Origin of the sequence: Pseudomonas thivervalensis, assembly GCF_001269655.1 — a bacterium.
Classification (GTDB): domain Bacteria; phylum Pseudomonadota; class Gammaproteobacteria; order Pseudomonadales; family Pseudomonadaceae; genus Aquipseudomonas; species Aquipseudomonas thivervalensis.
The window spans coordinates 25,040-37,723 of the sequence record NZ_LHVE01000012.1 but is presented as its reverse complement, the minus strand read 5'-3'; the positions used below and the strand labels follow the sequence as shown (position 1 = coordinate 37,723).

13 protein-coding genes are annotated in these 12,684 nt (G+C 62.8%); 6 read left to right on the top strand and 7 right to left on the bottom strand.

The window, feature by feature from the left end; genetic code table 11:
- Position 1: 1 nt before the first annotated feature.
- Positions 2-961 carry a thioredoxin-disulfide reductase gene (gene trxB, locus AD659_RS16510; protein WP_053123172.1) on the bottom strand — a complete coding sequence of 320 codons (960 nt, stop codon included), beginning with the start codon at positions 959-961 and terminating at the stop codon, positions 2-4.
- 319 nt (positions 962-1,280) lie between these two features.
- Between trxB and AD659_RS16505 the strand changes: the two genes are divergently transcribed.
- The 6 genes from AD659_RS16505 to cysG all read left to right on the top strand — a co-directional run bounded on the left by AD659_RS16505 (position 1,281) and on the right by cysG (position 8,925).
- Positions 1,281-3,686 carry a DNA translocase FtsK gene (locus AD659_RS16505; protein WP_053123170.1) on the top strand — a complete coding sequence of 802 codons (2,406 nt, stop codon included), beginning with the start codon at positions 1,281-1,283 and terminating at the stop codon, positions 3,684-3,686.
- A 58-nt stretch (positions 3,687-3,744) separates the two neighbouring features.
- Positions 3,745-4,368: an outer membrane lipoprotein periplasmic chaperone LolA gene (gene lolA / locus AD659_RS16500; protein ID WP_053123167.1), complete on the top strand. Its 624-nt coding sequence runs from the start codon at positions 3,745-3,747 to the stop codon at positions 4,366-4,368.
- A 169-nt stretch (positions 4,369-4,537) separates the two neighbouring features.
- The gene (locus AD659_RS16495; protein ID WP_053123165.1) at positions 4,538-5,863 is read left to right on the top strand and encodes a replication-associated recombination protein A; all 1,326 of its coding nucleotides are present in this window, start codon (positions 4,538-4,540) and stop codon (positions 5,861-5,863) included.
- Positions 5,860-6,234, top strand: a complete 375-nt coding sequence (gene crcB, locus AD659_RS16490; protein ID WP_053123163.1) for a fluoride efflux transporter CrcB — start codon at positions 5,860-5,862, stop codon at positions 6,232-6,234. Before AD659_RS16495 ends, crcB begins: the two co-directional genes overlap by 4 nt.
- 15 nt (positions 6,235-6,249) lie before the next feature.
- The gene (serS, locus tag AD659_RS16485; RefSeq protein ID WP_053123161.1) at positions 6,250-7,530 is read left to right on the top strand and encodes a serine--tRNA ligase; all 1,281 of its coding nucleotides are present in this window, start codon (positions 6,250-6,252) and stop codon (positions 7,528-7,530) included.
- Complete coding sequence (gene cysG, locus AD659_RS16480) at positions 7,531-8,925, top strand: siroheme synthase CysG (protein ID WP_053123159.1); 1,395 nt, start codon at positions 7,531-7,533, stop codon at positions 8,923-8,925.
- Between the two features lie 139 nt (positions 8,926-9,064).
- Here the strand turns inward: cysG and AD659_RS16475 are convergent, their stop codons facing one another.
- The 6 genes from AD659_RS16475 to tusD all read right to left on the bottom strand — a co-directional run bounded on the left by AD659_RS16475 (position 9,065) and on the right by tusD (position 12,535).
- Entirely contained in the window at positions 9,065-10,069 is a 1,005-nt protein-coding gene (locus AD659_RS16475) for a glutathione S-transferase family protein (RefSeq protein WP_053123157.1), read from the bottom strand.
- A gap of 88 nt (positions 10,070-10,157) precedes the next feature.
- Positions 10,158-11,159 (bottom strand): glycosyl transferase family protein, encoded by a 1,002-nt coding sequence (locus tag AD659_RS16470; RefSeq protein ID WP_053123155.1) that lies wholly within the window; start codon positions 11,157-11,159, stop codon positions 10,158-10,160.
- The gene (locus AD659_RS16465; RefSeq protein ID WP_053123152.1) at positions 11,156-11,491 is read right to left on the bottom strand and encodes a TusE/DsrC/DsvC family sulfur relay protein; all 336 of its coding nucleotides are present in this window, start codon (positions 11,489-11,491) and stop codon (positions 11,156-11,158) included. The genes AD659_RS16470 and AD659_RS16465 overlap by 4 nt, the downstream gene beginning before the upstream one ends.
- Positions 11,488-11,781: a sulfurtransferase complex subunit TusB gene (gene tusB / locus AD659_RS16460; RefSeq protein ID WP_053123150.1), complete on the bottom strand. Its 294-nt coding sequence runs from the start codon at positions 11,779-11,781 to the stop codon at positions 11,488-11,490. The genes AD659_RS16465 and tusB overlap by 4 nt, the downstream gene beginning before the upstream one ends.
- Positions 11,781-12,143, bottom strand: a complete 363-nt coding sequence (tusC, locus tag AD659_RS16455) for a sulfurtransferase complex subunit TusC (RefSeq protein WP_053123148.1) — start codon at positions 12,141-12,143, stop codon at positions 11,781-11,783. The genes tusB and tusC overlap by 1 nt, the downstream gene beginning before the upstream one ends.
- Complete coding sequence (gene tusD, locus AD659_RS16450) at positions 12,143-12,535, bottom strand: sulfurtransferase complex subunit TusD (RefSeq protein WP_053123601.1); 393 nt, start codon at positions 12,533-12,535, stop codon at positions 12,143-12,145. Before tusD ends, tusC begins: the two co-directional genes overlap by 1 nt.
- Between the last annotated feature and the right edge of the window lie 149 nt (positions 12,536-12,684).

Sequence of the window (12,684 nt, the reverse complement as noted above, 5' to 3'; positions counted from 1 at the left end):
GTCAAACGGCCGGGATGTCATCGAGATACTTCTCCGCATCGAGTGCGGCCATGCAACCGGCACCGGCGGAGGTAATCGCCTGGCGATAGACGTGGTCGGCTACGTCGCCGGCGGCGAATACGCCTTCGATATCGGTCGCGGTGGCGTTGCCTTCACTGCCGCCGCGCACGAGCAGGTAGCCGTCGTGCATCGTCAACTGGCCCTGGAACAGGTCGGTGTTGGGTTTGTGGCCGATGGCAATGAACACCCCGGCCAGGGACAAGGTGCTGGTTTCGCCGCTCTCGCTGTGCCGCAGGCGTGCGCCGGTCACGCCGCTGGCGTCGCCCAGGACTTCATCCAGGTTCTGGTTCCAGTGCAGGGTGATATTGCCGCTGCTGGCCTTTTCGAAGAGTTTGTCCTGGAGGATTTTCTCGGCGCGCAGCTTGTCGCGGCGGTGGATCAGGTGCACTTCCCGGGCGATGTTCGACAGGTACAGGGCTTCCTCGACCGCGGTATTACCGCCGCCAACCACCGCCACTACCTGGTTGCGATAGAAAAAGCCATCGCAGGTCGCACAGGCGGAAACCCCTTTGCCAGCGAAGCTTTCTTCCGAGGGCAGCCCCAGGTACTGGGCCGAGGCGCCCGTGGCGATAATCAGCGCATCACAGGTGTAGGTGCCGCTGTCGCCGATCAATTCGAACGGGCGCTGCTGCAACTTGGCGGTGTGGACATGGTCGTAGACGATCTGCGTGTCGAAGCGCTCGGCGTGCCGTTGCATGCGCTCCATCAATACCGGACCGGTCAGGCCTTCGACATCGCCGGGCCAGTTATCGACTTCCACGGTAGTGGTGAGCTGGCCACCGGCCTGTATCCCGGTAATGACTACGGGTTTGAGGTTGGCGCGGGCGGCATAGACTGCCGCGCTGTACCCCGCAGGGCCGGAACCGAGAATGATCAGGCGTGAATGCTTCACTTCGCTCATAAAAAACACCTCATAAGCCTTTGTCACAAAAGAGAATGCATGGTCCAATTGACGCGTGTGCACCTTGAATCCGGCTATGCTGTTACGCAGCGAGCGGCCAATGCCTTGGCGTCGACAAACCCGTACAATGCACGGGTTTTGAACGCAGGATGGCCTAAAGATCAAAATTTTCCGCCGCACCGGCAGTTTTCCGGATGCACCTCACAGTGGTAAAAGTAGTACCGGTTGTGCACATTCACTTTTTTACCTGCTCGTCATGGGCAGTTTTTTATAGTCATTCAACAGATGGACGCGCCGTTGGCGCAGGAAAAGAAGCGTTTTGAAGAAATCCACCGCAGCACCCAAACCAGTCGTTCCGCTCTGGCGCCAGCAATTGCACTACCGGCTCAAGGAAGGTGCGTTGATCGCCATCGGTGCCCTGTGCCTGTTCCTGATGATGGCCCTGCTGACCTACGGCAAGGACGATCCGGGCTGGAGCCATAACAGCAAGATCGACGACGTGCAGAATTTCGGCGGTCCGGCCGGTTCCTACAGCGCCGACATCCTGTTCATGGTGCTGGGCTATTTCGCCTATATCTTCCCGCTGCTGCTGGCGATCAAGGCCTACCAGATCTTCCGCCAGCGCCACGAGCCTTGGCAGTGGAGCGGCTGGCTGTTCTCCTGGCGCCTGATCGGCCTGGTGTTCCTGGTGTTGTCGGGGGCCGCGCTGGCCCATATCCATTTCCATGCACCCACCGGCTTGCCGGCCGGTGCCGGCGGTGCGCTGGGGGAAAGCCTCGGCGACCTGGCCAGGAACGCCCTGAACATCCAGGGCAGCACCTTATTGTTCATCGCCCTGTTCCTGTTCGGCCTGACGGTGTTCACCGACCTGTCCTGGTTCAAGGTCATGGACGTCACCGGCAAGATCACCCTCGACCTGATCGAACTGATCCAGGGCGCCGTCAACCGCTGGTGGGCGGCGCGCACCGAGCGCAAGCAACTGGTGGCGCAACTGCGTGAAGTCGACGACCGCGTCCACGACGTGGTGGCCCCGAGCACACCGGACAAACGCGAGCAGGCCAAGGTCAAGGAGCGCCTGATCGAGCGTGAGCAGGCATTGAGCAAGCACATGTCCGAGCGCGAGAAACAGGTGCCGCCGGTCATCACCATGGCCCCGGCCAAGCCGCCGGAGCAGAGCAAGCGCGTGCAGAAAGAGAAGCAGGCGCCGCTGTTCGTCGACAGCGCGGTGGAAGGCACCTTGCCGCCGATCTCGATCCTGGACCCGGCCGAGAAGAAACAGCTCAATTATTCCCCTGAATCCCTGGCGGCCGTTGGCCACTTGCTGGAGATCAAGCTCAAGGAATTCGGGGTCGAGGTCTCGGTGGATTCGATCCACCCGGGCCCGGTGATTACCCGTTATGAAATCCAGCCGGCTGCTGGCGTGAAGGTCAGCCGCATCGCCAACCTCGCGAAGGACCTGGCGCGTTCCCTGGCCGTGACCAGCGTGCGGGTAGTGGAAGTGATTCCCGGCAAGACCACCGTGGGCATCGAGATTCCCAACGAAGACCGGCAGATCGTGCGCTTCTCCGAAGTACTGTCGACGCCTGAGTACGACAACCACAAGTCGCCGGTCACCCTGGCCCTGGGTCACGACATCGGCGGCAAGCCGGTCATCACCGACCTGGCGAAGATGCCCCACTTGCTGGTGGCCGGTACCACCGGTTCCGGTAAGTCGGTGGGCGTGAACGCGATGATCCTGTCGATCCTGTTCAAGTCCGGCCCGGAAGACGCCAAGCTGATCATGATCGACCCGAAAATGCTCGAGTTGTCGATCTACGAAGGCATTCCGCACTTGTTGTGCCCGGTGGTCACCGACATGAAGGACGCCGCCAACGCCTTGCGCTGGAGCGTCGCCGAGATGGAGCGTCGCTACAAGCTGATGGCGAAGATGGGCGTGCGCAACCTGTCGGGCTTCAACGCCAAGGTCAAGGAAGCGGAAGAGGCCGGCACACCGTTGACCGACCCGTTGTATCACCGCGAAAGCATCCACGACGAAGCGCCGCTGCTGCACAAGCTGCCGACCATCGTGGTGGTGGTGGACGAATTCGCCGACATGATGATGATCGTCGGCAAGAAGGTCGAAGAGCTGATCGCCCGTATCGCCCAGAAGGCCCGTGCGGCCGGTATCCACCTGATCCTCGCCACACAGCGGCCGTCGGTGGACGTGATCACCGGCCTGATCAAGGCCAACATCCCGACCCGCATGGCGTTCCAGGTGTCGAGCAAGATCGACTCGCGGACCATCATCGACCAGGGCGGCGCCGAGCAACTGCTTGGCCACGGTGACATGCTCTACATGCCGCCGGGCACCAGCCTGCCGATTCGGGTGCACGGCGCGTTCGTCTCCGACGACGAAGTGCACCGCGTGGTGGAAGCCTGGAAGTTGCGTGGCGCCCCTGAATACAACGACGACATCCTCAACGGTGTCGAAGAAGCCGGCAGCGGTTTCGAGGGCAGCAGTGGTGGCGGTGACGACGATGCTGAAACCGATGCGCTCTATGACGAAGCGGTGCAGTTCGTCCTGGAGAGCCGCCGGGCCTCGATTTCCGCCGTACAGCGCAAGCTGAAGATCGGCTACAACCGCGCCGCCCGCATGATCGAAGCCATGGAAATGGCCGGGGTGGTGACGGCGATGAACACCAACGGCTCGCGCGAAGTACTGGCGCCGGGCCCGATGCGCGACTAATGACCCGGGCGGCCTGCTGAAGCACCGTCCGAACCCCCACGACTTCATGAGGACTCCCATGCGCCTGATTCGCATGTTGCTGTTGCCCGTACTGGCCTTGTCTACTTTTTCGGCCCACGCCGGCGAAAAGGACGTGGCTCGCCTGACCCAGTTGCTGGGTGGCTCCAAGACCCTGACGGCACGTTTCTCCCAGTTGACCCTCGACGGCAGCGGCACCCAATTGCAGGAAACCGCCGGCGACATGGCCCTGCAGCGTCCGGGCCTGTTCTACTGGCACACCGATGCGCCGGCTGAACAACTGATGGTCTCCGACGGCAAGAAAGTCTCCCTGTGGGACCCGGACCTGGAACAGGTGACCATCAAGACCCTCGACCAGCGCCTGACCCAGACACCGGCACTGCTGCTCTCCGGTGACATTTCCGAGATCAGCCAGAGCTTCGACATCACCTCCAAGGAGGCCGGGGGCGTGATTGACTTCACCCTCAAGCCCAAGACCAAGGACAGCCTGTTCGACAGCCTGCGCCTGTCGTTCCGCAATGGCCTGGTCAACGACATGCAGTTGATCGACAGTGTCGGCCAGCGCACCAATATTCTGTTCACCGGGGTCAAGGCCAATGAGGTGATCCCGGCATCCAAGTTCAAGTTCGACATCCCCAAGGGTGCGGATGTGATCCAGGAATAACCCGAGATAACTCCTGTGGGAGCGAGCCTGCTCGCGAAGGCGGCGGATCAGTTGGATTTGTCGTGGCTGGCACACCGCTTTCGCGAGCAGGCTCGCTCCCACAATGGATTGTGGTGTTCAATCAATTAATGGATCGGCAACAGGACCCAGCGGAGGGTTTGTCGTAATCATGGACCTGTTTCGAAGCGCCCCGATTGCCCAGCCATTGGCCGCCCGCTTGCGCGCGACCAACCTGGATGAGTACGTCGGCCAGGAACATGTGCTCGCCCGCGGCAAGCCTCTGCGCGAGGCCTTGGAGCAGGGTGCGTTGCACTCGATGATTTTCTGGGGCCCGCCGGGCGTGGGCAAGACCACCCTGGCGCGGCTGCTGGCGGAGGTCTCGGACGCGCATTTCGAAACGGTGTCGGCGGTGCTGGCTGGGGTCAAGGAAATCCGCCAGGCGGTGGAAGTCGCCAAGCAGCAGGCCGGGCAATACGGCAAGCGCACGATCCTGTTCGTCGACGAAGTGCACCGCTTCAACAAATCCCAGCAGGATGCGTTCCTGCCCTACGTCGAAGACGGCACGCTGATTTTCATCGGCGCGACCACCGAAAACCCTTCGTTCGAACTCAACAACGCCTTGCTGTCCCGGGCTCGCGTCTACGTGCTCAAGAGCCTCGACGAAACGGCGATGCGAAAGCTGGTGCAGCGGGCACTGACCGAAGAACGTGGCCTGGGCAAGCGGCATTTGAGCCTCAGCGATGAAGGCTTCCAGATCCTGTGTTCAGCCGCCGATGGGGATGGCCGGCGCTTGCTGAACCTGCTGGAAAACGCCTCGGACCTGGCCGAAGACGACAGCGAGATTGGCGTCGAGCTGCTGCAAAGCCTGCTGGGCGATACCCGGCGGCGCTTCGACAAGGGTGGCGAGGCGTTCTACGACCAGATTTCTGCGCTGCACAAATCCATCCGCGGTTCCAACCCCGACGCGGCCTTGTACTGGTTTGCGCGCATGATCGACGGCGGCTGCGATCCGCTGTACCTGGCGCGGCGGGTGGTGCGCATGGCCAGCGAAGACATCGGCAATGCCGACCCACGGGCGCTGAGCCTGTGCCTGGCGGCCTGGGACGTGCAGGAGCGCCTCGGCAGCCCGGAAGGCGAGCTTGCCGTGGCCCAGGCGATCACCTACCTGGCTTGTGCGCCGAAAAGCAACGCCGTGTACATGGGCTTCAAGGCGGCGATGCGCAGCGCTACCGAGCATGGCTCCCTCGAGGTGCCGCTGCACCTGCGCAACGCGCCGACCAAGCTCATGAAGCAGCTGGGCTACGGCGAAGAATACCGTTACGCCCACGATGAGCCGGACGCCTATGCCGCCGGCGAAGACTATTTTCCCGATGAACTCGAACCCCAGCGCTTCTACCAGCCGGTGCCTCGGGGCCTTGAGCTGAAGATCGGCGAGAAGCTCAACCACTTGGCGCAACTGGACCGCTTGAGTCCACGGCAGCGGAGAAAACCTTGATTCCTTTGATACTTGCCGTTTCCGTCGGCGGCGTCGCCGGCACCTTGCTGCGTTTCGCCACGGGCAACTGGATCAACGCAAATTGGCCCCGGCACTTCTATACCGCGACGCTGGCCGTTAATATCGTGGGCTGTCTGCTGATCGGCGTTCTATACGGTCTGTTTTTGATTCGCCCGGAAGTGCCCATCGAGGTGCGGGCCGGGCTGATGGTTGGCTTTCTCGGCGGCCTGACGACTTTTTCATCCTTTTCACTGGATACGGTGCGCCTGCTGGAAAGCGGGCAGGTGCCGCTGGCCCTGGGCTATGCGGCCATCAGCGTATTCGGCGGGCTGCTCGCCACGTGGGCCGGCCTGTCCCTGACCAAACTTTGATAACGAGAGACCGACATGCTCGATTCCAAACTGTTACGTAGCAACCTCCAGGACGTAGCGGACCGCCTGGCTTCCCGTGGCTTTGCCCTGGACGTCGCGCGCATCGAAGCGCTGGAAGAACAGCGCAAGACCGTCCAGACCCGCACCGAAGCCCTGCAGGCTGAACGTAACGCGCGCTCCAAGTCCATCGGCCAGGCCAAGCAGCGTGGCGAAGACATCGCGCCGCTGATGGCCGATGTCGAGCGCATGGCGGGCGAGTTGAGCGCGGGCAAGGTCGAGCTGGACGCGATCCAGACCGAGCTGGATTCGATCCTACTGAGCATTCCAAACCTGCCTCACGAATCGGTGCCGGTCGGTGAAGACGAAGACGGCAACGTCGAAGTGCGCCGTTGGGGCACGCCGACCACCTTCGATTTCCCGGTTCAGGACCACGTGGCCCTGGGCGAGAAATTCGGCTGGCTCGACTTCGAAACCGCCGCCAAGCTGTCGGGAGCTCGTTTCGCCCTGCTACGTGGGCCAATTGCCCGCCTGCATCGGGCCCTGGCGCAGTTCATGATCAACCTGCACGTCACCGAGCACGGCTACGAAGAAGCCTACACGCCGTACCTGGTCCAGGCCCCGGCGCTGCAAGGCACCGGCCAGTTGCCGAAGTTCGAGGAAGACCTGTTCAAGATCAGCCGCGACGGCGAGGCCGACCTGTACCTGATCCCGACCGCCGAAGTGTCGTTGACCAACATCGTGGCCGGCGAGATCGTCGACGCCAAGCAACTGCCGATCAAGTTCGTTGCCCATACGCCATGCTTCCGCAGTGAAGCCGGGGCGTCGGGCCGTGATACCCGCGGCATGATCCGCCAGCACCAGTTCGACAAGGTCGAGATGGTCCAGGTCGTCGAGCCGTCGAAGTCCATGGAGGCCCTGGAAAGCCTGACTGCTAACGCCGAGAAGGTCCTGCAATTGCTGGAACTGCCGTATCGCACCCTGGCGCTGTGCACCGGCGACATGGGCTTCAGCGCGGTCAAGACCTACGACCTGGAAGTCTGGATCCCGAGCCAGGACAAGTACCGCGAGATTTCGTCGTGCTCCAACTGCGGCGACTTCCAGGCCCGCCGCATGCAGGCGCGCTTCCGCAACCCGGAAACCGGCAAGCCGGAACTGGTCCACACCCTCAATGGCTCCGGCCTGGCGGTGGGTCGTACCTTGGTGGCAGTGCTGGAAAACTACCAGCAGGCCGACGGTTCGATCCGTGTGCCTGAGGTGTTGAAGCCTTACATGGGCGGCATCGAGGTCATCGGCTAAATGGACTATTTGCCACTGTTCCATAACCTGCGCGGCAGCCGCGTGCTGGTGGTTGGCGGCGGGGAGATTGCCTTGCGCAAGTCCCGCCTGCTGGCCGATGCCGGCGCGTTGTTGCGGGTGGTCGCACCCGACATCGAACCGCAGTTGCGGGAGCTGGTCAGTGGCAGCGGCGGGGAGTGCGTCCAGCGCGGTTACCTGGAGACGGATCTGGACGGTTGCGGGTTGATCATTGCCGCCACCGACGACGAACCGCTCAATGCCCAGGTCTCGGCCGATGCCCACAAGCGTTGCGTGCCGGTCAACGTGGTGGACGCGCCGGCCCTGTGCAGCGTGATTTTCCCGGCTATCGTCGACCGTTCGCCCCTGGTGATCGCAGTGTCCAGTGGCGGCGATGCGCCGGTGCTGGCGCGGCTGATCCGGGCCAAGCTGGAAACCTGGATTCCGTCGACCTACGGGCAACTGGCGGGTCTGGCGGCGCGTTTCCGCAATCAGGTCAAAGGTTTGTTCCCCGATGTCCAACAGCGCCGGGCGTTCTGGGAAGAAGTGTTCCAAGGCCCCATCGCCGATCGTCAGTTGGCCGGGCAGGGCGGCGAAGCCGAGCGTCTGCTGCGGGAAAAGATTGACGGCCAGGCGCCGAACGCGCCGGGGGAAGTCTACCTGGTGGGGGCCGGGCCGGGTGATCCGGACCTGCTGACGTTCCGCGCCTTGCGCCTGATGCAGCAGGCGGACGTGGTGTTGTACGACCGCTTGGTGGCCCCGGCGATCCTGGAACTGTGCCGGCGCGACGCCGAGCGCATCTATGTCGGCAAGCGCCGCGCCGACCATGCCGTGCCCCAGGACCAGATCAACCAGCAATTGGTCGATCTGGCCCGCCAGGGCAAGCGTGTGGTGCGGTTGAAGGGCGGCGATCCGTTCATCTTCGGCCGTGGTGGCGAGGAAATCGAAGAGCTGGCGGCCCATGGCATTCCGTTCCAGGTCGTTCCGGGCATCACCGCCGCCAGTGGTTGCGCGGCCTACGCCGGGATCCCGCTGACCCATCGCGACTACGCCCAGTCGGTGCGGTTCATCACCGGCCATCTCAAGGACGGCACCAGTGACTTGCCGTGGGCCGACCTGGTGTCACCGGCGCAGACCCTGGTGTTCTACATGGGCCTGGTCGGCCTGCCGATGATCTGCAACGAGCTGATCAAGCACGGGCGTGCGGCGGATACGCCGGCGGCGTTGATCCAGCAGGGCACGACGTCCAACCAGCGGGTCTTTACTGGCACCTTGGCGGATTTGCCGCGGCTGGTGGCCGAGCATGAGGTGCATGCGCCGACGTTGGTGATCGTTGGGGAAGTGGTGCAACTGCGCGAGAAGCTGGCGTGGTTTGAAGGGGCTCAGGGGCAGGTCTGAAGACCGCGTCGACCCCAATCGCGAGCAGGCTCGCTCCCACAATGGACCGTGTACAACCGCAGATCCATGGTTGAACAACGATCAAATGTGGGAGCGAGCCTGCTCGCGATTGGCCTTCAGAGGCAATAAAGATCCATGATCAGCTCCCAGCCCCCCGCCAAATCCCTTTCCCACTCAACCTTCCCCGATCATGGGCGACGGTAAAGTCCTGCTGCGGCCCCTTGGGCACGATCCCATTGGGGTTGATGGTCTTGTGGCTGCCGTAGTAATGGCCCTGGATGTGGGGGAAGTCCACGGTTTCGGCAATCCCCGGCCACTGGTACAGCTCCCGCAGCCAGTTCGACAGGTTCGGGTAATCGGCGATGCGCCGCAGGTTGCATTTGAAATGGCCGAAGTACACCGCGTCGAAGCGGATCATCGTCGTGAACAAACGGATATCCGCTTCGGTCAGGTATTCGCCAGCCAGGTAACGACGATTTGCCAGCAATGTTTCCAGCCAATCCAACTCGGCAAATAATCGGTCGAAGGCTTCTTCGTACGCCGCTTGGGTCGTGGCGAATCCGGCGCGGTAGACGCCGTTGTTCACCGCCGGGTAGATGCGCTCGTTCAATGCGTCGATCTCGCGGCGCAGGTGTTCGGGGTACAGATCCAGGTCGTTGCCGGTCAAGTCGTCGAAGGCGCTGTTGAACATGCGGATGATTTCCGCCGATTCGTTGTTGACGATGCGTTGTTGGCGTTTGTCCCACAGCGCCGGCACAGTGACGCGACCAGTGTAGTCCGGTGTGTCGGCGGTGTAGCGCTGGTGCAGGAAGCTCAGGTTGTCGAGCTTGTCGCCTGTGGAGCCGTGGGCCTTGTCGAAGGTCAAGCCGTTTTCCAGCATCAAGTAGCTGACCACCGAGACGTCGATCAGCTCTTCCAGGCCCTTGAGCTTGCGAAAGATCAGCGTGCGGTGAGCCCAAGGGCAGGCCAGGGAGACATACAAATGGTAGCGTCCGGCCTCGGCGGCAAAGCCGCTCTCGCCCGAAGGGCCGGCGCTGCCGTCGGCGGTGACCCAGTGACGACGTTGCGCCTGTTCGCGCTGGAAACTGCCATCCTTGCTTTCATACCACTGGTCCTGCCAGCGGCCCTCGACCAACAAACCCATCTCAATCTCCTCGGCCCATAAATATTGGAGCCGAGTCTATTCCGATAGGTTCGAAGTAAAAGCGCAAAGGTTGGGCGTTAATGATCGGTTAAATCGAACGGTCCCGGGCATCCCAATATTGCTGGGCTTTTTCGAACGCTGCTTCGCGAGTCATGCCCAGGCCACGCAGGGCCAACGCCATGGTCGCAATCAGCGCCAGTTGCGGGTAGCTGTCCTCGACGTCACCACGCCAGATCGCCTTCAAGTGCTCGGGGTCGAGACTCTCCGGTTTGACGTGGCGCTGCTCGGCCAGTCGCGGCCATTCTTCGTCCCAACTGGCGCCACCGGTGGTGCCGTACAGGTGACTGTCGGCGTCCGGGTTGATCTCGATCTCGCCGCCGTCGCCCTTGATCACGATGGCGGTGTCACCGAGCAAGCTGCTGGCATCGCGATGCACGGCCTGGTAGCCCGGGTGGAAGATGCTTTGCAAGCCGCAACGGGCGGCCAGCGGGTTGAGGATCCGCGCCAGGGAATGGATCGGCGAGCGCAGGCCCAGGGTGTTGCGCAGATCGATCATCCGCTGCATCTGCGGCGCCCAGTCCACCAGCGGCATGAAGGCCAGGCCGCCGTTGTCCAGCGCGCTGCCGACCTGTTGCCAATCCCGGCACAGCGGGATCTGCAGCCCGCCCAGCAATTGTTCGCTGTAGAGCCGCCCGGCCGTGTGAGCGCCGCCGCCGTGCATGAAAATCCGCACACCGTTCTGCCCCAGGCACTTGGCCGCCAGCAGGTACCACGGCAAATGGCGCTTCTTGCCGGCGTATGTCGGCCAGTCGAGGTCCACCGTCAACGCCGGCACCACCAGGCGTTCACGCAGGGCTTCGGTGAAGCCGGCCATTTCCTCGGCGCTTTCTTCCTTGTGCCGCAACAGCATGAGGAAGGCGCCCAGTTGGGTGTCCTCGACTTTTTCGTCGAGGACCATGCCCATGGCTTCGCGGGCTTCTTCGCGGGTCAGGTTGCGGGCGCCGCGCTTGCCTTTGCCAAGGATGCGCACGAATTGGGCGAACGGGTGTTCGGCCGGAGTTTCAAGGGTCAACGCTGGAAGGTCGGTCATAAGCAATTCGTCGGTTTGGGCAGGCCCGCCAGCTTGGCGGCGAGTTTGGCGGGAGTGCCTTTGAACAATCGGTTCAGGTGCAGGCTGTTGCCTTTCTCTGCCCCCAGTTTCAGCGCCGTGTACTTGATCAGCGGCCGGGTCGCGGGGGAGAGTTGGAATTCGTCGTAGAAACCGCGCAGCAATTCGAGGATTTCCCAGTGTTCGGGGCTCAACTCGATGCCTTCGGCGGTGGCCAGGGCCGTGGCGACTTCGGCTGACCAGTCGTCCAGGTCGGCCAGGTAGCCGTCCTTGTCCAGCGCGATGGCGCGGTCGCCCAGGTTCAGCGTGTTCATAGCCAGGTGTTGACCTTGTCGTGCTCGATCGACAGCTCGACGAAACCTGAGTAGTCGATGGCTTCGGCCCAGTCTGGCGTATCCAGGGCGCGGGCCTGGAGGTCTTCGGCGAGCACGAACAGGTTCACGCCGGCGGCCTGCAGCACTTCAAACGGTGGGCTGCCCGGCTGCAACGCGTACGTCGCGTCGCCGCACAGCAGCAGCGCATCCTGATTGCCCAGTACCCGCAGGCAACTGGCGAGGCGGTTATCGCCGAAGGGCGATTGAGACAATACATGCAAAGTCGACATCAGAGGGTAATCACCTGATCGTAGCGGTCGATGAGCGCGGCGATGTCCGGCGCGCTCAGTACGTTCACCTCGCCCAGCGCCAGGGCATCGGTGGCCACGCCGCGTTCGGCGGCGCTGTCGGCGCAGAGGTACAGCTCTTCGACGCCGAACATCGGCAATGCCTGTAGGTTGGCGCTCAGGTCCTTTTGCTGGACTGCCTTGGCGTTTTGGCCGGCGCTGAGCTGGAACACGCCGTCATCGAGAAACAGCAGGCCGATGGGCAGGTCGAACGCCCCCCCGGCGAGGACGATGTCCAGCGCTTCACGGGCAGCGGGGCCGGACCAGGGGGCCTGGCGGCTGATGAGCAATAAAGACTTGGCCATCACGCGCCTCCAAAACAGATCAAGCGGTCGGCGTCCTGGATCGCATCGTGCAACTGGCCCAACCCGGACAAGGCCCAAGGCGCTTCGACACTGGCCGCCGAGCGCTGGTAACGCTGGGCCTCTTCTTCGTTCAATACGCCACGACGCAACGCCGCGGCGATGCAGACCACGCCGTCGAGCCGGTTGTCGCTGACAAAGGCGCGCCATTGCTGGGGCAGGTCCTGTTCGTCCTGGGGCGTGACGACACTGGCGCAGGCGTTATAGACGCCGTCCTGATAGAAAAACAGCCGCACGATCTCATGCCCACCTGCCAGCGCCGCCTGGGCAAACAGCAAGGCACGGCGCGAGGAGGGCGCATGGGCGGCGGAAAACAGCGCGATGGCGAACTTCATGACAGACCCGATCAGCAAAACTGCGGCCATGATAAAGCTTTATGGGCGGTGGGGCGATTGCCAGGAAAGGGCGAGACCTGTTTGGACCAGGGCATTTAAAGATTGCTCCTGCTCGATTGCGTTGTAGGAGCTGTCGAGCGAAGCGAGGC